This window comes from Sorangium sp. So ce281 (genome assembly GCF_051527395.1).
Lineage (GTDB): Bacteria > Myxococcota_A > Polyangia > Polyangiales > Polyangiaceae > Sorangium > Sorangium cellulosum_B.
The window spans coordinates 5,810,338-5,832,596 of sequence record NZ_CP150322.1 but is presented as its reverse complement, the minus strand read 5'-3'; the positions used below and the strand labels follow the sequence as shown (position 1 = coordinate 5,832,596).

The following is a 22,259-nucleotide window of genomic DNA, read 5'->3' as shown; positions in this document are numbered from 1 at the left end:
CAACACCGCACGTCGCGCCGCGGCAGGGAGGCGCTCAGCGGAATGCCACGCTCCTGTCCGCCGTCTTCGCGTAGACGGCCGCGCGCTCGCGCGCGAGGAAGTCGCGCACCGCGGCGTCCAGGCGTGGATGCGCGATGTGGTGCGCGCTGTGGGTGACGCTCGGTGCGAAGCCGCGGACGAGCTTGTGCGAGCCCCCCGCGCCCGGCTCGAAGCGGCGCAGTCCCCGGGCGATGCAGTCCTCGACCGGGTGATAATAGCAGACGTTGAAATGCAGGAACGGGCGCTCCTCCGAGGCGCCCCAGTAGCGGCCATAGAGCGTCGTGGGGCCGGCGAGGTTGAGCGCGCCCGCGATGGGGCGTTTGCCTTCCCGCGCGAGGACGATCTCGACGCCTCCCTGGGCCCCGCCGCCGCGCAGCCGGGCCGCGATCTCCTCGAAGAAGGCGCGGTTCAGGTACTGCCGGCCCCAGGCGAACTTCTCGACGGTGGAGACGTAGAAGCCGAACATGGCGTCGACGATCTCCGGCGTGATCTCCGCGCCGCGCAGCGTGTCGATCGACAGCCCCTGCCGCGTGGACTCGCGCATCTCGCGCCGGATCTGGTGCCGCCGCTTCGCGTTGAAGCGCGCGAGGAAGTCGTCGAGCGTCCGATACCCCTCGTTCTCGAACTGGAACTGGACGCCGCAGCGGTGCGCCATGGCGGCGTCGGAGAGGGCGGCGGCCTCGTCCTCTGTCGGGAACAGGACGTGGGCGCTCGAGATGCGGCTCCGCGCGACCAGCTTGCGGAGCGTCTCGGCGAGGACGGGCAGCAGCGCCGGGCGGTCCTCCGGCCGCCGCACGAGCAGCCGCGGCGTCGTCGCGGGCGTGAACGGCACCGCGACGACGAGCTTCGGGTAGTACGGCGCGCCGATCTGGTGGGACGCAGAGGCCCAGCCGTGATCGAAGACGAACTCTCCCTCGCTGTTGTCCTTGAGGTAGGCGGGCGCCGCGGCGAGCAGCGCCCCCTCGGCCCGGAGCGTGATGTGGTGGGGCAGCCAGCCCGCCGCCTCGCCCACGCACCCCGTCCGCTCGAGCGCGTCGAACCACGCCCAGGTGAGGAACGGCGCCTCGCTCACCCCGTCGAGCGCGTCCCACTCGCTCTCCGGGATGTCGCGGATGGTGTCGTGGACGTGCGCTTCAAGCTCCATGGCCGATCCTAGCAGCGCGCGTCGCGCCGCCTGGCCGGCTCACGAGGTCCTGGATCGACCGGGCGCCGGAGCGGGCCACGAGGTCCGACAGCCCGCGCGCGATCGCGGCGGGGAGGAGGGGGCCGCCGTAGATGAAGCCCGTGTAGAGCTGCACGAGGTCGGCGCCCGCCTGGAGCTGGTCCATCGCGTGCTCCGCCGACTCGATGCCCCCGGCGCCGATCACCGTGACGTCGCTCCCGAGGCGCGCGCGGATGCGCCGCACCATCGCGAGCGAGCGCTGCCGGAGGGGCGGGCCGCTCAGCCCGCCCGCGCCCATCGCCTCGACGGCCGCCGGGCTCGTCGCGAGCCCGTCGCGCCGCACGGTCGTGTTGGTCGCGATGACGCCGGCGAGGCCGACCTCCTCGACCACGGCGAGCAGCGCCTCGAGCTCCTCGTCGCCGAGGTCCGGGGCGACCTTGATGAGCAGCGGCAGCGGCGCCCTGGCGGCGCGGTTCTCCCGCGCGATCGCGGAGAGCAGCGCCCGCGCGATCGCCGGCCCCTGCATCGCGCGGAGGTCCTTCGTGTTCGGCGACGACACGTTGATCACGACGAAGTCGGCCGCGCGCCGCGCCTCCCGGAAGCTCGCGAGGTAGTCGTCGATCGCGGGCTCGATGGGATCGAGCGGCGCGACCCTGGACTTGCCGATCGAGATGCCCACCGGCACGCCCACGGCCGCCGCGCCGCCGCGGTCGAGGAGCCGCTCCGTGACGCGGGCCGCGCCCTGGTTCGGGAACCCGAGCCGGTTGATGAGCGCCCGGTCGGCCGGCAGCCGGAAGAGGTTCGGCGGCGGGTTCGCGGCCTGGGGCTGCGCCGTGACGGTGCCGAGCTCGACGAAGCCGAACCCGAGGGCGGCGAGCGCGCGGGCCCTGCGGGCGTCCTTGTCGAAGCCGCCCGCCACGCCGAGCGGGGAAGGGAAGTCGAGCCCCATGGTGCGCACGGCGATGCGCCCATCCCGGGGCGCGAGGCGGGCGTGCACGAGGGCGCGGAGCGGCGCCGCGTGCTCGAGCGGGGCGAGCGCGAGCATGCCGAGCTCGTGCGCAAGGCTGGGCGGCAGCGCGAAGAGGAGCGGTCGGACGAGGCGGTACATCGGGGCGCGTCTCCGTTGCGGGTTGCGGCGCGCGGCGTCGGAGGAGGTCCTGCGAGCGGCGCGGTGGTGGCGGATACCATGGCGCACCGGCCGCGTGGGCCGCCATCGCGGCGTTGGCGAGCGCGCGCTTCCGCGCGCTCGGAGGCGCGCGCCGGCGCGCAGGGCGAGGCTCGGCGGCTCTGCTAGACTCCGCGCCCTCCATGACGTCCCCCGAGATCCTCGATCGCACAGGCGATCCCAGGCCACTGACCGACCTTGGCGAGCGCTTCGCGAGGAGCGCGGACGAGATGGCGGCGCTGCGCGAGCGCGGCGTCGCGGCCGCCCGCGACCTCTGCGCCTTCATCGATCGCTCGCCGACGCCGTTCCACGCCGTGCGCGAGGTCGCCTCGCGCCTCGTGGCGGCTGGCTTCTCGGAGCTCGGGGAGCGCGACGCGTGGGCCGTCGCTCCGGGCGATCGCCGCTTCGTCATCCGGGGCGGGTCGACGATCGTCGCGTTCGTGGCCGGGGCCGAGCACCCGGCGCTCGGCGGCTTTCGCGTGATCGGCGCGCACACCGACTCGCCGAACCTCCGGGTGAAGCCGAGCGCCGAGCTCTCGCGGAGCGGCTACCAGCAGCTCGGGGTCGAGGTCTACGGCGGCGTCCTGTACTCGACCTGGCTCGACCGCGATCTCAGCGTGGCCGGCCGCGTCCACGTGCGCAGGGACGGTCGGATCGAGCGCCTCCTCGTCGACCTGGGCCGCCCGGTCGCCCGCGTCCCGAACCTCGCGATCCACCTGAACCGCGGGGTCAACTCCGAGGGGCTCGTGCTGAACGCGCAGAAGCACCTCGTCCCCGTGATCGGCCTCGGAAGGGAGGCCGATCTCAGCGCCCTGCTCGCGCGCGCTGTCGACGCGCCGCGCGACGCCATCCTCGGCTTCGATCTCTGCCTGTACGACACGCTCAAGGCGTCGCTCGGCGGCCTCTCCGACGAGTTCATCTTCGCGTCCCGCCTGGACAACCTCGCGAGCTGCCACGCCGCGACGGCCGCGCTGATCGGCGCCGCTCCTTCCGCGGCGACGCGGGTCATCGCGCTCTACGACCACGAGGAGTGCGGCAGCCGGAGCGCCGTGGGGGCGGCGGGGAGCGTGCTCCGCGACGTGCTCGCGCGGATCGTCGACGTCTACCCGGGGCGCGAGCCGCAGGCGTTCGCCCGCGCGATGGCCGGGTCGCTGCTCGTCTCGGCGGACATGGCCCACGCGGTGCACCCGAACTACGCCGATCAGCACGAGCCGCGCCACGCCCCGCAGATCAACCGCGGGCTCGTGATCAAGTCGAACGTGAACCAGTCCTACGCCACGGACGGCGCGACGGCCGCCGCGCTCGAGGCGCTCTGTCACGACGTGGGCTACGCCCCCCAGCGCTTCGTCGTGCGCAGCGACCTCCCTTGCGGCAGCACGATCGGCCCGATCACGGCGGCCGCGCTCGGGATCGCCACGGCCGACGTCGGCGCGCCGATGCTCAGCATGCACTCCTGCCGCGAGATGGCCGGCACGCTCGACGTGCACCTCGCGATAGAAACCTACCGCCGCGCCCTCGCCTGACCGCTGCGCCTAGCGGGTGCGCGTGTCGTGGGAGAGGAGGGTGAAGCCGATGAGCTTGTACAGGAGGCGGGCGCCGACGTTGCCGTCCCAGTCGTCGGCGTCGTCCTTGGGCGCGACCTCGTTCAGGTCGAAGCCGACGATGCGCCGGCCGCTCTTCTGGATGCGGCCGATCAGGGCGACGGCTTGCTGGAACGTCAGCCCGCCGGGGACAGGCGTGCCGGTGCTCGGACACAGCGTCGGATCGAGGCCGTCGATGTCGAAGCTCACATAGACGTCGTCGGGGAGATCCTCCACGATCGAGTCGGCGATCAGGTGGAACGGCTCCCCCTCGAAGAGCCGATCGGCGATCGAGGCGTCGATGTGGGCGACGATGCGCCCGTTCGACTCGCGGATGAACCGGAGCTCGTCTTCGCTCATGTCGCGCAGCCCGACCTGGACGATCCGCGGGATCTTCGGGTGGTTCGTCGCGACGTTGTGCATGATCGAAGCGTGGGAGTCGGTGAATCCCTCGTACGCGTTGCGGAGATCGGCGTGCGCGTCGATGTGCAGGATCCCCATTCCCGGGTAACGCGCGGCGTGCGCCGCGATCGCGCCGTAGGGGGCGGAGTGATCACCGCCGATGACGCCGACGAGCTTGCCCCGCTCCATCCAGCGCATGGCGATCTCCGTGACACGCTCGTTCAGCCGGCGGGACAGCGCGTTGACCGCCGCGAGGCGCGCCTCCAGGTCGCGGTCGCCAGCGACCTCCCCGTGCGCCGCGATCACCGGCTCGGCCGCGGCGCACGCCTCCGCGTTCCAGCGCACGATGTCCGGATCGACGTCGAGCATCGCGATGCCCTGCTCGTACGGTCTGCCCGTGTGCAGGTCGAAGAGGTCGACCTGCCGGCTGGCCCGCAGGATCGCCCCCGGGCCCTTGGCGGCGCCGCGGCGGTAGGACACCGTCGGCTCCCACGGCACCGGGACGAGGACCACCCGGGCGTCCTCGGCAGTGTGTGGCAGCCCGTAAATCCCGTTTCCGATGGCGGGACCGTTCGGATCGAAGCCGAGAGGGGATGAGCTCACGCGGCCACGTTGGCGGTTCGCGACCAGGTCGTCAAGCGCGAGCCGCCTCCGGCCCAGCGTACGCCGGAGCGCGCCGGAGCGCGCCGGAGCGCTCCGCCGCACGCGCCGCCGAGCACCGGCGGAGCGGCTTCCTCACCGGCACACCGGCGGAGCGGCTCCCACGCCTGCACACCGGCGCGCGGTGCGTAGAGACGATCGCACCCGCACCGCGCGCGAGACATCGGCGTGAAACACGGATGTCGGGTGGGGATGGCGCGGAGCGCTCGTCGGAATGCAACTTCGGGCTTCCAGCTGTGACGAAATGCGCTAGGAAGAGCGCGGAGAAGATGGGCCGCTGCGCCCGTCCGGGCCGGTCAGCGCTGCTCGGCGCTGCCGGTCGGTTCGGCGCGTGGTCCTGGTAGTAGCCGCGAAGAACAGCCATGCTCCGGTACCGCGCCGATATCAAGACACTCCTCTTCGTCGCGACGTATTTCGTGCTCGTGGCGGTGCAATGGGCCTACGCGCCGCGCGCGCTATGGCTCGCGATTCCGCTCCTCGCCACGACGTGCGTGTTCTCGTTCCTCGGAGCGGTCGCGACCCACAACGCGGTCCATTGCCCCGTGTTCCGGCGGCGATGGATGAACCGCGCGTTCCAGATCGCGCTCACGCTCACCTACGGGCACCCCGTCAGCGCCTACGTCCCGGGCCACAACCTCAGCCATCACAAGTACACGCAGTCCCGGCGTGACGTGATGCGGACGACGAAGGTGCGCTATCGGTGGAACCTGCTGAACGGCCTCTTTTTCATGAGCCGCGTGGCGCGAGACATCCTGCCCGCCGACATGCGCTACTTCAAGGCGATGTACCGGCGGAACCCGCCGTGGTTCCGTCAGATGCTCCTCGAGTCGGCGGTGTTCCTCGGCGCGATGGGGGCCCTGCTCGCGCTCGACTGGCAGAAGTTCCTCCTCTACGTCCTGATCCCGCACCAGTACGCCGCGTGGGGGATCGTGACCATGAACTACCTCCAGCACGACGGCTGCGACGAGGACAGCGAGTACAACCACTCGCGCAACTTCGTCGGCCGGCTGGTCAACTGGTGGACGTACAACAACGGCTTCCACTCCATCCATCACATGGAGCCCGGCCTCCACTGGAGCCTCCTGCCGGCCGCGCACGCGAGGCGCGTGGCGCCCTTCATCCACCCGGGCCTCGACCAGCCGTCGCTCCTCGCCTACCTCTTCCGCAGCTTCGTCTGGCCTGGCAAGCGCCTGCGCTACGACGGCGCCCCGGTCGTGCTCCCGCCGGAGGAGCCCGACGAGGAATGGATCCCTGGCCCGAAGGAGACGCCCAGCGACGTCTCGCTGGGCGCGATCGCGCCCGGCTGATCGCGCCCGGCTGACCGCCGGCTCCTGCCCGCGCTGAGGCTCAACGCCGCCCTCCTGGGGCGGCGCGCCGGGCGCCTGGCCGAGATGTGCTGGGGGGGGCGGGCCACGCCGGCGCGGCGCGCGCGGTCCTGTGGCGCCTGGAGACCTCCGAGAGGCACCTCGCGGCGACGACCGGGAGGCCAGGGTCGTGGCCGTCGCGAGGGGATAGGGGGCTGGCCCGGCGCCGCCGGCGCCGGGCCCTGCGCGTCCCCCGGTCAGCGCGGCTGATTCTCCCGCGGCTGGTCTCCCCGCGACTCGCCACCACGACGGCCGATCTCGGCCATGTGCTGGCGATCGCCGCTCACGGCCTCGCCGCCTTTGCGGCCGATCTCGGCCATGTGGGCCCGGTCCTGGCTCACGCGCTCGCCGCCACGCCGACCGATCTCGGCCATGTGCTTGCGGTTCTGGCTGACGACCTCGCCGCCCTTCTTGCCGGCGGCGCGGGCCTCGTCGCGCGTGAACTCGTGCGCCGTCCCCTTCTCGTGGGCTGCCTTCCCGCCCTTGCTGGCGATCTTGCGCTGCCGGTCCTCGTCCATGGCGGCGAAGCCACGCTGCTGCCGCTCGTTGGCAGCCCGCTGCGACGCCGACGAAGGCGGGGGTTCGCTCGGCGAGGCCCCTCTCTCCTCCTGGCCCTCCTCACTCCTGGAAATCATACGATCATCCATGCTCGCCATCATCCTCTCCTTACGGTTGGCTCGCTCGATTCAGGTCTCCGAACGGGGCCTGCGAGCCGGTAAAGGACGGCGTTCCCCCCGTCCCCTCCTGGGCCGGTCGAGACCGGCGATGGCCGTTCTCTTCCGGTGTTGGTCGGGGAGCGGCGTTCGCCGTCCCCTTCCGGTGTTGGTCGGGGAGCGGCGTTCGCCGTCCCCTTCCGACGCTGGTCGGGGAGCGGCGTTCGCCGTCCCCTTCCGGCGCTGGTCGGGGAGCGGTGTTCGCCGCCTCCTTCCCAGCTGCGGAAAGGCCGACAGACCCTTTCCGCGAAGGCCTGTTGTGCCGGGCGGAACAACGTCAAGCGGGCTGAAGGTTGGGACGCGACGAATTAGGGGGAGGTTCGCCGAGCGTGTTTTGGAAACAGCGGCGAACCTGGAAATGCCGAGAACGTCGTGCTCCCGCCGCGAGTCAAGCCCTCTTGACGAAATCCCGCATGAACGCCGTGAGGCGCTCCACCGATGCAACGGGTGCTGCGTTGTAGATCGAAACCCGGATACCCCCGGTCGACCTGTGTCCGGCGAGCCCCACCATACCCTCCTTTGCGGCTTCGGCGACGAAGCGTTTTTCCATCTCCTCGCTGGCCAGCCGGAACACCACGTTCATGAACGAGCGGCTCTCCTTCTCGACCGGCGCCCGGAAGACGTCCGGGTGCGCGTCGATGGTTTCGTACAGCAGCTCACCCTTCTTGCGATTCCGTCGCTCGACCTCTTCGAGCCCACCGATCTCAAGCGTATACGCGAGCACGTTGCGCATGAGGTAGATTGCGAATGTCGGAGGCGTGTTGTAGAGCGAGTTGTTGGCAGCGTAAGTGGCATAACGGAAAATGACGGGAATGTCTTTTCGCGCGCTGTCAACGAGATCCTTGCGGGCGAGCACGACCGTGATCCCGCTCGGTCCGATGTTCTTCTGGGCGCCGGCGTAAACCAGGGCAAACCTGGAGATATCCATCTTCCGCCACAGGATGTCGGACGACATATCCGCGACGAGCGGCACGTCGCCCGTGTCGGGCAGCCAGTGCCACTGCGTGCCGAACAGCGTGTTGTTCGTCGTCATGTGGACGTAGGCGGCGTTCGGATCGAGCGAGAGCTCTCCCTGGTGGGGGATGCGGGTGTACCGCTTGTCGACGGCGGTGCTCCCGGCCACGCGCACCGTCCCGACGCGCTTCGCCTCCTCCAGGGCCTTCTCCGACCAGCCGCCGGTCAGGATGTAGTCGGCGCTCCTGCCGGGCGGCAGGAGGTTCATCGGCGCGACCGCGAACTGCATGGCCGCGCCGCCCTGCATGAACAGCACGTGATAGTCGTCCGACAGGCCGAGCAGCTGCCGGAGCAGCGAGATCGCCTCGTTGTGCACCGCCTCGAACGCCTTGCCGCGGTGGCTGTGCTCCATGATAGACATGCCCGTCCCCTCGAAATCGAGGAGCTCGCGCTGCGCGCGCTCGAGGGCGGGGAGGGGGAGCCCGGCAGGGCCGGCGTTGAAGTTGTGGACACGCGCCATGGTGCTTCTCCTGAGGTTCAAGTCGGCGGTTCCTGATGCCGCCGTGTCGGCCGTATACCACGGGGGGCGCCGCCTCCGCCGGACGGGCCGAACAGGAGCGCCGGCGCGGCGCGGATCGCGCCGCGCCGGGCCCTTCGCCTCGGACCTGCCGGCGGCCGCGATTTAAGCTAAATTCACTGCCCCGGAGGGCGAGTGATGCTGATGACCCGCGAAGAGATGGCGTTCGATTTCCAGGGCGCCAGGCTCGATCCCGTCAGGGACAAGGACGTGATCGTCTGGGCCGTGCAGCAGTTCCTCTACGGGGAGATCACCGGCGTCCAGATTGGGCACTGGCTCTACAACGCCCCCGACCTGGAGTCCGCGCGCTTCCTCGCGCGCCAGGCCGTCGAGGAGTTCCAGCACGTCGGCAACTTCCTCCGCATCCTCGAGATCCTGGGCGCGCCGCCGGACAAGGCCGCCTGGAGCGTGCGCTTCCTCGCGACCGGGCTGATGGGCGGGGACTGGGCCGAGCACGTCGCCCTCGAGATGGCCCTCGGCGAGGGCCTCGTCCTCCAGGCCTTCTACGCGATGATCGAGACCGTGGACGAGCCGGAGATCGTCGCCATCCTGAAGCGCGGCGTGCGGCAGGAAGAGCGGCACGTCGACTTCGGCGAGCAGCAGACGAGGAAGGCCATCGCGGGCAGGCCGGCGCTCCGGAGGCGGCTGCTCGGCCTCGCGCTGGTGTCGCTCTGGGGCGTGTCGCGGCTCGAGGCGTTCATGAAGAAGCGCCTGCCGATGGACCATCCGGCGCTCAAGCGCCTGCCCGATCTGGTGCGCCACACGGTGCGGATCGCGGAGCTCCGGCTCATGCGGATCGGCCTGACCGAGGCGCCGATCTCGTCGATGTCGGCCGGCCGCAAGCTCGCGCTGGTGGCGGAGGCGTACGGGGGCAAGCTCGCGCTCGGCCTCGCTTCGTGGGTGCTCTCGGTGCTGCTCTTCCCGCTCCGGCTGCTCGGCGTCGCAGGGCCGAAGCGGCTGACGGACACGTACCTGAGCGATCCCCTGGTCACGCGCGGCGGCCGCCTCGGCGCTGGCGCGGAAGCTGGCGCGGAAGACGACCCCGGCGACGCCGATCAGCAGACGGGCCCGGGCGGCACGCAGGCGGGGCACGGCGCGGCGGCGCGCGCCTGAACGCGAGGTGGAGCGTGGCTGACGGCGAGGACGAGGGGCGAGCCACCCGCGCCGGGGCGGCCGGCGCGGCGGGGCCTCCCGGGGCGCGCCCCGCCGCGTTGCCCGCGTTGCCCGCGTCGCGGGAGCTGCCGCTCTTCGCCGAGCTGCCCGAGCTCTCGGGGCAGGTCCCGTGGCGCCCCCTCGCGCACGCGCCGACGCCGGTCGTCCCGTGCGCCGCGATCGAGGGGTACCTCGGGCGCGGCGGCGTCTGGGTGAAGCGCGACGATCTGATCTCGCCGCTCTACGGCGGCAACAAGGTGCGTCGCTTCGAGTTCCTGCTCGCCGACGCGGAGCGGCGCGGCGCGAGGACGCTCGTCACCGTCGGCGGGCTGGCGTCGACGCAGGTCACCGCCACGGCCCTCTTCGGCCGCGCGCTCGGCTTCGCCGTCACCGCGGTCCTGTTCGATCAGCCGATCACCCGGTTCGGCCGCGGCGCGCTCCTCGCCGACGCGGCCAGCGGCGCCGAGCTCGTCCATGGCGGCGGGTACGCGACCACCGCGGTCCGGGCGATCCGGGCGCTGCGGCGGGCCGACCGGCCGTATTTCATCCTGCCAGGCGCCTCGTCCGCCCTCCCGTGCCTCGGCTACGTCGACGCGATGTTCGAGCTCGCGGAGCAGGTCCGGCGCGGCGAGGTCCCCCGGCCCGATCGCATCGTCGTCCCCTCGGGGACGGGCGGCACGCTGGCGGGGCTCACGCTGGGCGCCGCGGTGCTCGGCTGGCCGACCACGATCGTCGGTGTTCGCATCACCGAGCGCATCGCGTCGAACCGCGCCGTCGTCCGGTACGAGATCGGCAGCATGAAGCGCCTGCTCGCCCGGCGCGCGCCGCGCTTCACCCGGCGTCGGCTCCCGCCGGTCCGCTTCGAGATCGATCACCGCGCGATCGGCCCCGGCTACGGCATGCCGACCCCCGCGTCCGTCGCCGCGATCCCCGAGGTGGAGCGGCTGATCGGCGTGCCGGGGGAGGTCACGTACAGCGCCAAGGCGCTCGCCGCGCTGCGCGGGATCGCGCAGGAGCGCCCGCGGGAGACGATCCTCCTCTGGCAGACGCTCTCGAGCGCGCGACCGCCGCTCGCGGAGGGCGGCGCTGCGGCGCTCCCGCCGGCGTTCGCGCGGTTCTTCGACGGGGAGATCGCGTACTGAGGGCGCGGCGCGTGGTCGACGCGCCGCGCCGTGGCGTCACTTCACGCGCAGGCTGTTCACGAGCTTGTCGAAGTCGGCGCGCGCCCCGGTGACCGTCTTCTCGGGGCCGGTCATCTTGAAGAACCAGAGCCCGCCGGACGGCGTCTCGGCGATCGCGCCGAGGAGGGCATAGTTCGGCTTCGGATCCGAGGCGGGCATGCCGGGCATCCCGGAGCCGGCGAACGTCCCCTTCACCTCGACGATGGTGACCTTGAGATCGCCGGCCTTGAGGTCGGTGCGCTTGGGGGAATCCTCGCTCTTCTGGGAGAACTGGCCGGCCCAGCGCGTGATGTTCGCGTCCACGCTGCCGCCCGCCTGGCTCACGCTGAGCTCGGCGTCCTCGGTGTCACCGGCGGCGCGCTTGATCTTGTACGTGGCCTTGCGCATCGTGTTGGGGTTCGGCGCGCTCTCGAAGCTCGCCGGGGCGTCCCACGCGAGCTCGCCGCCGCCCGCCTGCTGGCCGCTGGCCGGCGCCGGCTTCGGAGCGGGCGCCGCCTCGGCAGGCGCGGCGGGCTTGCTGGTCGCGGGCGCCTCGGGCGCGGATGTGGCTGTCGGCTCGGGGGTCTTCGAGCACGCCGCGGCGAGCGCGGCGACGAGCGGCAAAACCATGGCGGAGCGGAGCTTGATCATCGTGGGAGGCCTCGGCGGGGTTCGCGGCGACTGTAGTCGCCGTGCCCGCGGCCTCAAGCCGGATCGGACCGCGGGGACCCCCGGCGCGCTCTTGCCGGAGGCGCCCGGCGGGCCGTTCAGCCGCGCGCGTTGCCGTGATACGACCAAAATACAAAACCATGGACCCCACCTTCCGGCGCGCGTTCAACGCTGCCTTCGGGCCGTCGACCTACGCGGACTACCTCGGCCGGCTCGAGCGGCGGCTCGGGTGCGCGATCCCGTTCCGCGTCGCCGAGACGCCGCTGTTCCTGCCCCACAGGCTGCGCGACGACCTCGAGCGCTCCGCGACGGAGATCGTGCGACAGATCTCGAGCCCCGCGCTCATCGCGCGGATGAAGCGCGCCATCCCTGCGCACCTCGACGTCCCGGGCATGGATCCGCTCCCCAACTGCGCGCAGGTCGACTTCGCGATCGTGCGCGGCCCGGACGGCGAGCTCACGGGCAAGGTGGTCGAGCTGCAGGCGTTCCCGTCGCTCTACGCGCTCATGCTCGTCCAGGTCGAGGTCATGGCCGAGGTGCTCGCCGGGATGCCGGGGCTCGACCGTCGCTGGTCGTGCTGCTTCGGGGGCCGGAGCTCCGCCGACGTCATCGCGCAGCTTCGCCGCGCGATCCTCGCGGGAGAGCCCGAAGAGTCGGTGGTCCTGCTCGACCTCGCGCCGGAGAAGCAGAAGACGTACCCCGACTTCGTGGCGACGAAGCTCCTCGTCGGCGTCGACGCCGTCTGCCCGACGGCGCTCGTCCGGGAGGGGGATCGGCTGTTCCGCCGCGTGGGCGGGCGGCTCGTCCAGGTCCGCCGGCTGTACAACCGCGTCGTGTTCGACGAGCTCGAGTCGAAGCGGGTCGAGCTCCCGTTCCGGTACGGCGAGCCGCTCGACGTCACGTGGTGCTCGCACCCGAACTGGTACTGGACCTGGTCGAAGTACACGCTGCCCTACATCGATCACCCCGCGCTCCCGCGAACGTGGACGCTGAGCGCGCTGGACGGCGCGCCGCTGGATCTCGAGCGCTGCGTGCTCAAGCCGCTGTTCTCCTTCGCGGGCTCCGGGGTGAAGGTGGATGTCACGCCCGAGGACATCGCCGCGATCCCGGAGGGGGAGCGATCGGGCTGGTTGCTCCAGGAGAAGGTCGCGTACGAGCCGGCGCTCGCGATGCCCGACGGGAACGGGGTGAAGGCCGAGGTGCGGATGATGTTCCTGCGCGCGCCGGACGAGCCCGAGCTCTCGCTCGTCCTCAACCTGGTGCGGCTCTCGCGCGGGAGGATGCTCGGCGTCGATCAGAACCGCGACCTGACCTGGGTCGGCGGCACCGTGGGGATCTGGCCTGTCGACTGAGGTCGCGCTCAGGCGATGAGCGCGCGCCGCGCGCCGAGGACGAGCGCCGCCGCGGTCGTGCGCTCAGGTGATGAGCGCGATCTGCCACGCGCCGAGGACGAGCGCCGCCGCGGTCGCGCCCAGCGCGACCTGGACGACGGGGCGCCGCGGCGCGGGCCGGTTGCGCAGCGAGAGGCCGGCGACGACCCCGATCGCGGCGCCGCTGAGCAACCCGAAGGCGTGCGCGCCGAGGTCGGAGCGTGGGCTCGCGCCGAGGGCGCCGAGGAGGGCGAGGCCTCCGACGAGCGGCGCGGCGAGGTGGAGGAGGTGGCGCTTCTCGCCGCTCTCCTTGTCGTGCGCGCGGTCGAGCATCAGCTGCGTGGCGGCGAGCAGCCCGATCGCGCCGAACACCGCGGTGGAGGCGCCGATCGAGGCGTGGTGCTGGCCCATGCTCTGGTGCCAGAGCGCGTTCGCGAAGTTCCCGATCGCGCCCGAGGCGACCACGGCGAGCGCGGCGCCGCCCGGCCCGAGGCGGCGCTGCACGGCGGACGCGAAGACCGTCCCGGAGATGACGTTGCCGAGCACGTGGGCCGAGTCGGCGTGCAGCGTGAGCGCGGTGATGGCGCGCCACGGCTCCGGTCCCACGACGAGGTTGGCGACGGAGGTGCCGCGCTGGAACCAGCGCCCGCCGCCGCTCGCGGGCCCGGTGACGAGGAAGAAGAAGAGGGCGAGCGCGGCGAACGCGACGCCCGCGACCATGGACGGAGGGTGGCGCAGCCGCTCGCGCGGGCGGATCGGGGGCCAGTTGCGGTTCTCCGCTTCGTACCGATCGATCGAACCCGCGGCGAGGGCGTAGTCCTCGTCGCGCACGAGGAGCACCCAGCCCGCCGGCGTGTACCGCACGGCGTGCCAAAGCTCGCTCGACTGGAGCACGAGCGCCCACTCGCGGATCTTGCGCTCCGGCATGACGGGGCCGATGGCTGTGAGCCCGAGGCCGTGATTTTCCGCCTCTCCGGACGTGGGTTCGCCGTTCTGGATCATCGCCGCCCTCTCGCCGCGCGCCGGCGGCAGGATCGCGATCGGGACGAACGGCTCGCCAGCTGCATCTCGAACACAGATACGGTTCTGTTCGCCCACGGCGGGTCCTCCACGGTTCGTCGACCCAAGGTTCATCGAAACGTGCGGATGAGCCCGGAAGCTGTCAACGCCGGGCCTCCGGGAGCCTGGCCGTCTTCGTCGTCACGCCGAGCCGCGGCGCTCCTTGCCGGTTGCCGGCTCTGTGCGCGCGCTGCGCGGCCGGGCCCTTGTGCGCGCGCCGCAGCGGTGGCAGTGCGTGGTTGTGTCGACGGCCATCACGCAGGGCATCCGGGTCACCGTCTCGACGGTCTACGTCCCCACGCAGTCATCCCCGACGGAGCACCGCTACGTCTTTGCTTACACCGTGCGGATCGCGAACGAAGGCACCGAGCCCGCCCAGCTGAGGACGCGGCACTGGATCATCACGCACGGCAGCGGGAAGGTGGAGGAGGTGCGCGGCCCTGGCGTCGTCGGCCAGCAGCCCTCGCTCAAGCCTGGCGAGCACTTCGAGTACACGAGCGGCTGTGTGCTCGAGACCCCGCGCGGCACGATGCGCGGCACCTACCAGATGCACCGCCCCGACGGCCGCGTCTTCGACGCCGAGATCGCGTCGTTCACCCTGGCGATGCCGCACTCCCTGAACTGACGCCGCCCCCCACCCCCGTTACCCCCTTACCCCCTTGGAACAGCCAGCGGGGAGGGGGGTGCCCGTGCGCGCGGGCGGCGGGGTAGGGCCCCACGAACCCGAGCGCCGGCCCGCATCGCAGCCTATCGCTCCCGACCCGCCACTCCCGCACCCACGGCAATCGCCTCCCAAAAGGCGCGAGTTCGTGGGAGGGGCCCCCGCCGCCCGCGCGCACGGGCACCCCCCTCCTCGCTGGCTCCGTCGCTGCCATCCTAGCCGACGGCCTCCGGCTCGAGCGCCGCCCCGTTCGCCTTCGCCTTCTCCGGCTCCCCCCCGCTCGCCGCCGAGAACGTGAACGTGAACTCCCCGCCTTCGAAGTCGACGGCGACGTTGCCCCCGTTCTCGAGGGCCCCGAAGAGCAGCTCGTCCCCGAGCCGCCGCTTGATGTCGTTCTCGATGACGCGCCCGAGCGGCCGCGCCCCGTTCGCCGGATCGTACCCTCGCGTCGCGAGCTCCGCCCGCGCCCGGTCCGTCACCTCGACCGTCACCGACCGATCCGCCAGCATCGCCGCGAGCTCGCCGACGAACTTGTCCACGATGCTGCCCATCACCGACGGATCCAGCGCCCGGAACATGATGCGCGCGTCCAGCCGGTTCCTGAACTCCGGGCTGAACGTGTTCTTGTAGGCCTTGTCGTCGTCGCCCGCCGTCCCTCGCTCGCCGAAGCCGACGCGCGCCTGCGCGAGCTCCCGCGCGCCCACGTTGCTCGTCATGATCAGCACCATGTGGCGGAAGTCGCTCTTCTTGCCGTTGTTGTCGGTCAGCGTGCCGTGGTCCATCACCTGGAGCAGGACCTGGAACACGTCCGGGTGCGCCTTCTCGATCTCGTCGAGCAGCAGCACCGCGTGCGGCGTCTTCGCCGCCGTCTCCGTGAGCAGGCCGCCGCGGTCGAAGCCGACGTAGCCGGGCGGCGCGCCGATGAGCCGGGAGACGGTGTGGCGCTCCTGGTACTCGCTCATGTCGAACCGCAGGAACCCGATGCCGAGCGCCTTGGCGAGCTGCTTCGCGAGCTCCGTCTTCCCGACGCCCGTCGGCCCCGAGAACAGGAACGAGCCGATCGGCTTCTCCGGCGCGCGCAGCCCCGCGCGCGACAGCTTGATCGCCGACGCGAGCTGCTTCACCGCCTCGTCCTGCCCGAAGATCACCGAGCGCAGCGACTGCTCGAGATCCTTGAGCTGCGCCTTGTCCGACGTCGACACCTGGCGCGGCGGGATCTGCGCCATCTTCGCGACGACGAGCTCGATGTCCGCCGCCTCGACCGTGTACCCGTCGCCGTGGCGGAGGCGCGCCGCCGCGCCTGCCTCGTCGAGCAGATCGATCGCCTTGTCGGGCAGCCGGCGATCTTGCAGGTACCGCGCCGCCAGCTTGGCCGCGGCCTCGATCGCCTCGGCCGTGTACGTGATCTTGTGGAACTCCTCGTAGCGCTTCTGCAGGCCCTTCAGGATCTGCGCCGTTTCGTCGACCGAGGGCTCCGGCACCTCGATGCGCTGGAACCGCCGCGCGAGCGCGCTGTCGCGCTCGAGGTGGCCGCGGTACTCCTGGAACGTCGTCGCGCCGATGCAGCGCAGGCGGCCCGAGGCCAGCGCGGGCTTGAGCAGGTTCGACGCGTCCATCGTCCCGCCGCTCGCGGCGCCGGCGCCGATGATCGTGTGGATCTCGTCGATGAAGAGGACCGAGCCCGCCTGCTTCTCGAGCGCGCGCAGCACCGCCTTGAGGCGGTTCTCGAAGTCGCCGCGGTACTTCGTGCCGGCGAGGAGCGCGCCCATGTCGAGCGCGTAGACGGTCGCGTCCTTGAGCGGCGCGGGCACGTCCTTCTTCTCGATCCGCTGCGCGAGCCCCTCCACGATCGCCGTCTTGCCGACCCCGGCGTCGCCGATGAGCAGGGGGTTGTTCTTGCGCCGCCGCGCGAGCACCTGGATCGTGCGGGCGACCTCGTTCTCGCGGCCGACCAGCGGGTCGATGCGGCCCTCGGCCGCCTCCTTGTTGAGGTTCGTCGTGAACGCCGCGAGCGGATCCTTGACCGGCTGCGCGGCGCCGGGCTCGCCGCCCTCCTCCGGCGGCTCCTCCCGGAGGCCGTCGTCCTGGCCCGTCTTCGAGATGCCGTGCGAGATGTAGTTCACGACGTCGAAGCGGCTGATGCCCTGCTCGCCGAGGAGCGTCACCGCCGGGCAGTCGCGCTCGGCGAACATCGCCACCAGCACGTTCGCCCCCTTGAGCTCCTTCTTGCCCGAGGACTGCACGTGCATCGCGGCGCGGCCGACCACGCGCTGGAACCCGAGCGAGAGCGTCGGGCTCGTGTCCGCGTCCTCCGGCAACACCTCGATCTCCTCGTCGAGGAAGCGCTCGAGCTTCTTCTTGAGCAGCGGGGTGTCGCCCCCCGCGTGCCGGAGGACCTCGGCCGTCTCCTCGTCGAAGAGCAGCGCGTAGAGCAGGTGCTCGATGGTCACGAACTCGTGCCGGCGGCGCGAGGCCTCCCGGGTGGCGAGCGAAAAGGCGATCTCAACTTCGGGGCTGATGCGCATGGTCATTCCGGCTCGGCGGTCAACCGAAGGGGCATCGCGTGCTCCTTGGCGAAGTCCTGGACTTGGGCGACCTTGGTCTCGGCGACATCCTTCGTGTACACGCCGGCGACCCCGTGGCCGCGATGGTGCACGCTCAGCATGATGTGCGTGGCCTCCGTCTCGGTGCGGTGGAAGAACTTCATGAGGACGAGCACGACGAACTCCATCGTCGTGTAGTCGTCGTTGTGGAACACGACCTTGTAGCGGCGGGCCTTCTCGACCTTCCGTTCGCGCTCGGTCGCGAGGTCGCCCTGCTTGTCTTCTCTTTCCTCAGGATCGTTCGGCATAAATCCGTCGGGAAGGATAGCAAGAGCCCCGCCCCGGCGAGCGGTCGACGAAGCTGGCTCGTGCCCCGGAAGCATGCTCCGCCGCGGCGCCCTTCGCCACGCGCGGGCCTGGATTTTCCGTCCGCCGTGGCGCTCGGCTCATGGAACCGGGCCGAGGGTGCTGCTGGGTTCGTTCGCGGGCGCCGGCCTGGTCCGGCTGCTGGCGGGCCCACGCCGCCCCGCCGCGGGCGCGCGAGCGGCCCGCGGCGGACGGCGCGCCGGCGTGATCACACGAGCGACATGGCCGCGGCGAGGTCGATCTCGACGGGCGTGAGGCCCCAGATGTCGCGCGCGTACTCGCGCACCGTGCGGTCCGAGGAGAACTCGCCCACGCGCGCGATGTTGAGCGCGGACTTGCGCAGCCAGCTCTGCCGGTCGGCGTAGGCCGCCTCCACCTCGCGCTGACAGGTGGAGTAGGCCTTGAAGTCGGCGAGCATCATGTACTCGTCCCGGCCGAGGAGCCGGTCGAGCAGGGGCTGGAAGAGCTCGCGGTACTCCGGGGAGAAGAAGCCCGACGAGATGAGCTCGATCACCTCGCGGAGCTCCGGGTCGGCGGCCACGGCGGTGCGCCCCTCGAAGTGCTCGCCGCGGCGGGCGATGACCTCGTCGGCGGTCAGCCCGAACAGGAAGAAGTTCTCCGGGCCCACCGCGTCGCGGATCTCGATGTTCGCGCCGTCGAGCGTGCCGACGGTGAGCGCGCCGTTCAGCGCGAGCTTCATGTTCCCGGTGCCCGACGCCTCCATGCCCGCGGTCGAGATCTGCTCGGAGACGTCGGCGGCGGGGATGATGCGCTCGGCCAGCGAGACGCGGTAGTTCGGCATGAACGCGACCCGGAGCCCGGTGTGGCGCCGGTCGCCGTTCACCACGTAGGCGACGGCGTGGATGAACTTGATGATGAGCTTCGCCTGCCGGTAACCGGGCGCCGCCTTGGCGCCGAAGATGAAGGTCCGCGGCACCACCGGCTCGCCGCGCTTCTGGCGCAGGTAGAGCGCGACGATGTGGAGCGCGTTGAGCAGCTGGCGCTTGTACTCGTGGAGGCGCTTGATCTGGACGTCGAAGATCGAGGAGGGGTCGACGTTGACGTCGAGCTCGTGCGCGATGACCTTCGCGAGCGCCACCTTGTTCGCGCGCTTCACCGCGGCGATCCGCTCGATGAACTCCGGGTCGTCGAGGTGGCGCTCGAGCTCGCGCAGCCGCTCGAACTCCGTCACCCACTTCGGGCCGACCTTCTCGGTGACGAGCGCGGCGAGCGCGGGGTTGCAGGCGAGCAGCCACCGCCTGAACGTGACGCCGTTCGTCTTGTTGTTGAACCGCTCGGGCCAGAGGTCGTAGAAGTCGCGGAGCAGGTCGCGCTTGACGAGCTCGGAGTGGAGCTTGGCCACGCCGTTCACCGAGTGCGAGCCGACGACCGCGAGGTGGGCCATGCGCACGTGGCGCTCGTGGCCTTCCTCGATGAGGGACATCCTCGCCACGCGGTCCTGGTCCTGCGGGTGGGCGTCCATGACCTCGCGCAAGAACCGCCGGTTGATCTCGTAGATGATCTCGAGGTGCCGCGGCAGGAGCCGCTCGAAGAGCGCGACGGGCCAGCGCTCGAGCGCCTCGGGCAGCAGGGTGTGGTTCGTGTACCCGAAGGCCCCGACCGTCTGCTTCCACGCGTCTTCCCAGGCGAGCAGGTGGTCGTCGATGAGGACGCGCATCAGCTCGGCGATCGCGATGGCGGGGTGGGTGTCGTTCAGCTGGATCGCGTTCTTCTCGGCGAAGCGCGAGAAGTCCGGGTGGACGCGGTTGTAGCGGTTCACGATGTCGGCGATGGAGCAGGCGACGAAGAAGTACTCCTGCCGGAGGCGCAGCTCCTTGCCCTTGTCGAAGTTGTCGTTCGGGTAGAGGACCTTGGAGATGACCTCCGACTGGTTCTTCTCGTGGACGGCGTGCACGTAGTCGCCGGCGTTGAAGAGCTCGAAGTCGAACTCCTCGCCCGCGCGGGCCGACCAGAGGCGGAGGGTGTTGACGGTGTTCGACTGGTAGCCCGCGATGGGCGTGTCGAACGGGACGCCGATGACCTGCTCGGACGGTCGCCAGACCACGCGGAAGCCGCCGCGCTTGTCGGGGACGCGCTCGGTGTAGCCGCCGAACGAGACCGGGACGGCGTGCTCGGGGCGCTCGACCTCCCAGGGGTTGCCGAAGCGGAGCCACTCGTCGGCGCGCTCGACCTGGTAGCCGTCGCGGATGACCTGCTCGAAGATGCCGAACTCGTACCGGATGCCGTACCCGTAGGTGGGCAGGCCGATCGTGGCCATGGAGTCGAGGAAGCAGGCGGCGAGCCGCCCGAGGCCGCCGTTGCCGAGCCCGGCGTCGGGCTCTTGCTCGACGAGCTCATCGAGGTCGAAGCCGAGCTCGCCGAGCACGGTCTTGTAGCTGTCGTAGATGTCGAGCGCCTGCAGGTTGGCGACGAGCGCCCGGCCGAGGAGGAACTCCGCGGAGAGGTAGTAGCCGCGCTTGACGTCCTGCTGGTAGTAGGTGTGCTGCGTCTTCGTCCACCGGTCGACGAGGCGGTCGCGCGCCGAGAGGGCGAGGGCGACGTACCGGTCGAACGACGTGGCGGACATGGACTCCCGGGCGCGCGAGTAGTGCAGGTGATCGGCGAAGGCGCGGCGCAACGCGATCGGGTGCATGCCGGTGCGGGCGTCCGGCGCCGGGTTGCCGCGGAAAAATGCGGCGGGGGTGTCGCGCTGCTGGGCGTTGCCGTCTCTCTGGGCGGGGGTTTCTCTCTGACGGTTGGGATCGGCGTCGATCGGGTTGGCCATGGCGGCGCACTTTAGACGGATCCGGCCCGCTCTGGTTGGCTGCGCGACGTGCTCGGATGAGGTTCCGTGTGGGCGGGGGTTGTCGAGGGTCCCCGGGTCAAATTATTGTAATAACGGAATCTAGCCCGGCGACCTGGTGCGGGGCGAGCGCCGTCAGCCGGCGCGGCGGGAGAGCGGCGGGATGGTCGACGGCGGGCGGGGCGCGGCGGCGGGCTCACGCTCGCTGACGCGGGCGGCCAGGTGCGTCGACCCGCTCCGGCGGTGAAGCCGGACGCGCTCGCCTCAGCGCGCGCAGCCGCCGAGCAGCGGCGCCCCGAGCAGATCGAGCTGCTCGACCGCCCGCTGCGGCCGGCGGCGCACACCCGCGCCAGCCCCCGGGGCGGCGCTCCAGGAGCTCGCCCGCAGGACGAGCTCCTCGCGGAGCGCCACGAGCTCCCGCGCCGGCAGGGTGCTCGTGTCCGTCACGAGCCGCGCCCCGTCACGGTAGCCGGTCCACACCGTGTAGCCGTCCCGCGTGACCTCGATCCCGAACCTGGGGCCATAGTCCATGATCTCGTAGCTGCGCCCCAGGGCCAGGAAGCTCCACTTCTTCATCGCGACCGTCTCGCCAGTGTCCGTCGACGCGGTCGGCTCGGCCAACAAACCGGGGCCGGGCTCCGCGCGCGGCGTTCGGCGTTCGCGCGGTCAACGAGTCCCACCGGCGGCGGCTGCGCGTCGAGGTGGGGCGCCTGCGCGCCGAGCTCGGCGGCGTCGGGGTCGTGCGCGCGCTCGGGAACGCGTACCGCTGGGAGCTCGGCGCGGGCGCGGAGGTGGTCGTTCTCGCGCCGCTCGAGCCGGGCGACGCGGGCGCCATCCGCGCGCTCCTCTCGGACGGCGCCGCGTGGAGCGCCTCGGCCATCGGCGCCGCGCTCGGCAAGAGCGCGCGCACGGTGCCGCGCGCGCTCGCGGAGCTCTCGCTCGCGCGCGCGGTCGAGGTCACCGGCAGCGGCCCCTCGCGGCGCTACGCGAGGCCCAGAGCGGCGCTGTCGATCGCGTCACAAATGTTGCTCCTCGGGCTCGCGCTCCCTGGTTGAGTGCGGGGCGAGGAAGGAGTGGCCCGTGAAAGCCCGGCAGGCCGAGATCATCGCGGAGCGCACGTTCGAAGGGGTGGAGTCGATTCACGGGGTCGCGTTCGACGGACAGGCGGTGTGGTTCGCGCACGGCGATCGCGGAGACCTCATGTCGGCCGAGCCCGAGAGCGGCCGCGTGCTGCGTCGCCTGAAGGCGCCCGCGAGCGCCGGGGTGGCGTTCGACGGGCGCCACCTGTGGGTCGTCGGGGGCGGCAGGATCCGGAAGATCGATCCCGCGAGCGGGGCCGCGGTCGGCGAGGTGCCGGGCTTCGACGCGACGCCCGTGAGCGGGCTCGCGTGGGCCGACGGCGCGCTCTATGCGGGCATCTACCGCGAGCGGAAGATCCTCAAGATCGATCCCGAGCGCGGGGCCGTCCTCCGCACGCTCGTCTCCGATCGGCTCGTCACCGGCGTCACGTGGACCGACGGCGATCTATGGCACGGCGTGATGTGCGAGGCGGAGGGCGCGCCGTCGGAGCTCCGCCGCGTCGATTCCCGGAGCGGCGAGGTCCTGGACCGGCTCGCGCTGCCGGAGAGCGTGCGCCTCTCCGGCGTCGAGGCGGACGCGAGCGACCGCCTGTGGTGCGGCGACCCGGCGACAGGCAGGCTCCGCGCGGTGAAGAAGCCGCGAAAAGCGGTCTGATTCACCCTGGGTTCGCCCTGCCGGCTGCGGTGGGCCAGGGGTTCGAGACAAACTTACAGCGTGAGTGGCACCGCGCCGATCGGAAACGGCAGGGCCGCTGCGCGCGGCGATGATCAAAACCGAAAC

At 71.6% G+C, this 22,259-nt stretch carries 19 protein-coding genes; 8 read left to right on the top strand and 11 right to left on the bottom strand.

Going from position 1 to position 22,259, the window contains the following annotated elements:
* Positions 1-34: 34 nt before the first annotated feature.
* Together WMF27_RS22100 and WMF27_RS22095 are read right to left on the bottom strand one after the other, a co-directional pair.
* Complete coding sequence (locus WMF27_RS22100) at positions 35-1,183, bottom strand: GNAT family N-acetyltransferase (protein WP_437766911.1); 1,149 nt, start codon at positions 1,181-1,183, stop codon at positions 35-37.
* The gene (locus tag WMF27_RS22095) at positions 1,173-2,309 is read right to left on the bottom strand and encodes a quinone-dependent dihydroorotate dehydrogenase (protein WP_437766912.1); all 1,137 of its coding nucleotides are present in this window, start codon (positions 2,307-2,309) and stop codon (positions 1,173-1,175) included. The genes WMF27_RS22100 and WMF27_RS22095 overlap by 11 nt, the downstream gene beginning before the upstream one ends.
* A 287-nt stretch (positions 2,310-2,596) precedes the next feature.
* On the opposite strand from WMF27_RS22095, the gene WMF27_RS22090 reads away from it, so the two are divergent.
* A complete protein-coding gene (locus WMF27_RS22090; RefSeq protein WP_437769818.1) occupies positions 2,597-3,889 on the top strand; it encodes a M18 family aminopeptidase in 1,293 nt (430 codons plus the stop codon).
* 9 nt (positions 3,890-3,898) lie between these two features.
* On the opposite strand, the gene WMF27_RS22085 is transcribed toward WMF27_RS22090, so the two are convergent.
* The gene (locus WMF27_RS22085; protein ID WP_437766913.1) at positions 3,899-4,951 is read right to left on the bottom strand and encodes an agmatinase family protein; all 1,053 of its coding nucleotides are present in this window, start codon (positions 4,949-4,951) and stop codon (positions 3,899-3,901) included.
* A gap of 419 nt (positions 4,952-5,370) precedes the next feature.
* Between WMF27_RS22085 and WMF27_RS22080 the strand changes: the two genes are divergently transcribed.
* Positions 5,371-6,315, top strand: coding sequence for a fatty acid desaturase family protein (locus WMF27_RS22080; protein ID WP_437766914.1), 945 nt, complete (start codon positions 5,371-5,373; stop codon positions 6,313-6,315).
* 254 nt (positions 6,316-6,569) lie between these two features.
* On the opposite strand, the gene WMF27_RS22075 is transcribed toward WMF27_RS22080, so the two are convergent.
* Together WMF27_RS22075 and serC are read right to left on the bottom strand one after the other, a co-directional pair.
* Positions 6,570-6,890 carry a KGG domain-containing protein gene (locus WMF27_RS22075; RefSeq protein ID WP_044965509.1) on the bottom strand — a complete coding sequence of 107 codons (321 nt, stop codon included), beginning with the start codon at positions 6,888-6,890 and terminating at the stop codon, positions 6,570-6,572.
* 583 nt (positions 6,891-7,473) lie between these two features.
* Complete coding sequence (gene serC, locus WMF27_RS22070) at positions 7,474-8,559, bottom strand: 3-phosphoserine/phosphohydroxythreonine transaminase (protein ID WP_437766915.1); 1,086 nt, start codon at positions 8,557-8,559, stop codon at positions 7,474-7,476.
* 201 nt (positions 8,560-8,760) lie between these two features.
* Here serC and WMF27_RS22065 point away from each other — a divergent pair, with 201 nt between their 5' ends.
* Both WMF27_RS22065 and WMF27_RS22060 read left to right on the top strand, forming a co-directional pair.
* Positions 8,761-9,729, top strand: a complete 969-nt coding sequence (locus WMF27_RS22065) for a ferritin-like domain-containing protein (RefSeq protein WP_437766916.1) — start codon at positions 8,761-8,763, stop codon at positions 9,727-9,729.
* Positions 9,730-9,743: 14 nt separating this feature from the next.
* The gene (locus WMF27_RS22060; RefSeq protein WP_437766917.1) at positions 9,744-10,910 is read left to right on the top strand and encodes a 1-aminocyclopropane-1-carboxylate deaminase/D-cysteine desulfhydrase; all 1,167 of its coding nucleotides are present in this window, start codon (positions 9,744-9,746) and stop codon (positions 10,908-10,910) included.
* A 36-nt stretch (positions 10,911-10,946) separates the two neighbouring features.
* On the opposite strand, the gene WMF27_RS22055 is transcribed toward WMF27_RS22060, so the two are convergent.
* On the bottom strand, positions 10,947-11,579 hold the full coding sequence (locus tag WMF27_RS22055; protein ID WP_437766918.1) for a hypothetical protein: 633 nt from the start codon (positions 11,577-11,579) through the stop codon (positions 10,947-10,949).
* 158 nt (positions 11,580-11,737) lie between these two features.
* On the opposite strand from WMF27_RS22055, the gene WMF27_RS22050 reads away from it, so the two are divergent.
* Positions 11,738-12,949: a hypothetical protein gene (locus tag WMF27_RS22050; RefSeq protein ID WP_437766919.1), complete on the top strand. Its 1,212-nt coding sequence runs from the start codon at positions 11,738-11,740 to the stop codon at positions 12,947-12,949.
* A 63-nt stretch (positions 12,950-13,012) separates the two neighbouring features.
* On the opposite strand, the gene WMF27_RS22045 is transcribed toward WMF27_RS22050, so the two are convergent.
* Positions 13,013-14,065, bottom strand: coding sequence for a rhomboid family intramembrane serine protease (locus WMF27_RS22045; RefSeq protein WP_437766920.1), 1,053 nt, complete (start codon positions 14,063-14,065; stop codon positions 13,013-13,015).
* 202 nt (positions 14,066-14,267) lie between these two features.
* On the opposite strand from WMF27_RS22045, the gene apaG reads away from it, so the two are divergent.
* Positions 14,268-14,651: a Co2+/Mg2+ efflux protein ApaG gene (apaG, locus tag WMF27_RS22040; protein ID WP_044965505.1), complete on the top strand. Its 384-nt coding sequence runs from the start codon at positions 14,268-14,270 to the stop codon at positions 14,649-14,651.
* Between the two features lie 251 nt (positions 14,652-14,902).
* Here the strand turns inward: apaG and clpA are convergent, their stop codons facing one another.
* The 4 genes from clpA to WMF27_RS22020 all read right to left on the bottom strand — a co-directional run bounded on the left by clpA (position 14,903) and on the right by WMF27_RS22020 (position 20,975).
* Positions 14,903-17,218, bottom strand: a complete 2,316-nt coding sequence (gene clpA, locus WMF27_RS22035) for an ATP-dependent Clp protease ATP-binding subunit ClpA (protein ID WP_437766921.1) — start codon at positions 17,216-17,218, stop codon at positions 14,903-14,905.
* On the bottom strand, positions 17,215-17,538 hold the full coding sequence (clpS, locus tag WMF27_RS22030; protein ID WP_272093285.1) for an ATP-dependent Clp protease adapter ClpS: 324 nt from the start codon (positions 17,536-17,538) through the stop codon (positions 17,215-17,217). Before clpS ends, clpA begins: the two co-directional genes overlap by 4 nt.
* 266 nt (positions 17,539-17,804) lie before the next feature.
* The gene (locus tag WMF27_RS22025) at positions 17,805-20,381 is read right to left on the bottom strand and encodes a glycogen/starch/alpha-glucan phosphorylase (protein ID WP_437766922.1); all 2,577 of its coding nucleotides are present in this window, start codon (positions 20,379-20,381) and stop codon (positions 17,805-17,807) included.
* 282 nt (positions 20,382-20,663) lie between these two features.
* Entirely contained in the window at positions 20,664-20,975 is a 312-nt protein-coding gene (locus tag WMF27_RS22020) for a hypothetical protein (protein WP_437766923.1), read from the bottom strand.
* Positions 20,976-21,100: 125 nt separating this feature from the next.
* Between WMF27_RS22020 and WMF27_RS22015 the strand changes: the two genes are divergently transcribed.
* Together WMF27_RS22015 and WMF27_RS22010 are read left to right on the top strand one after the other, a co-directional pair.
* On the top strand, positions 21,101-21,454 hold the full coding sequence (locus WMF27_RS22015; RefSeq protein WP_437766924.1) for a hypothetical protein: 354 nt from the start codon (positions 21,101-21,103) through the stop codon (positions 21,452-21,454).
* Positions 21,455-21,479: 25 nt separating this feature from the next.
* Positions 21,480-22,133: a Vgb family protein gene (locus WMF27_RS22010; protein WP_437766925.1), complete on the top strand. Its 654-nt coding sequence runs from the start codon at positions 21,480-21,482 to the stop codon at positions 22,131-22,133.
* The last annotated feature ends 126 nt before the right edge of the window (positions 22,134-22,259 follow it).

Bases quoted from the DNA above. Each gene is read 5' to 3' on its own strand.
- WMF27_RS22050 (WP_437766919.1), top strand. From the start codon at position 11,738: ATGGACCCCACCTTCCGGCGCGCGTTCAACGCTGCCTTCGGGCCGTCG.
- WMF27_RS22065 (WP_437766916.1), top strand. From the start codon at position 8,761: ATGACCCGCGAAGAGATGGCGTTCGATTTCCAGGGCGCCAGGCTCGAT.
- WMF27_RS22055 (WP_437766918.1), bottom strand. From the start codon at position 11,579: ATGATCAAGCTCCGCTCCGCCATGGTTTTGCCGCTCGTCGCCGCGCTC.
- WMF27_RS22020 (WP_437766923.1), bottom strand. From the start codon at position 20,975: ATGAAGAAGTGGAGCTTCCTGGCCCTGGGGCGCAGCTACGAGATCATG.
- serC (WP_437766915.1), bottom strand. From the start codon at position 8,559: ATGGCGCGTGTCCACAACTTCAACGCCGGCCCTGCCGGGCTCCCCCTC.
- WMF27_RS22075 (WP_044965509.1), bottom strand. From the start codon at position 6,890: ATGGACGAGGACCGGCAGCGCAAGATCGCCAGCAAGGGCGGGAAGGCA.
- WMF27_RS22080 (WP_437766914.1), top strand. From the start codon at position 5,371: ATGCTCCGGTACCGCGCCGATATCAAGACACTCCTCTTCGTCGCGACG.
- WMF27_RS22100 (WP_437766911.1), bottom strand. From the start codon at position 1,183: ATGGAGCTTGAAGCGCACGTCCACGACACCATCCGCGACATCCCGGAG.
- clpS (WP_272093285.1), bottom strand. From the start codon at position 17,538: ATGCCGAACGATCCTGAGGAAAGAGAAGACAAGCAGGGCGACCTCGCG.
- WMF27_RS22090 (WP_437769818.1), top strand. From the start codon at position 2,597: ATGGCGGCGCTGCGCGAGCGCGGCGTCGCGGCCGCCCGCGACCTCTGC.
- WMF27_RS22095 (WP_437766912.1), bottom strand. From the start codon at position 2,309: ATGTACCGCCTCGTCCGACCGCTCCTCTTCGCGCTGCCGCCCAGCCTT.
- WMF27_RS22025 (WP_437766922.1), bottom strand. From the start codon at position 20,381: ATGGCCAACCCGATCGACGCCGATCCCAACCGTCAGAGAGAAACCCCC.
- clpA (WP_437766921.1), bottom strand. From the start codon at position 17,218: ATGACCATGCGCATCAGCCCCGAAGTTGAGATCGCCTTTTCGCTCGCC.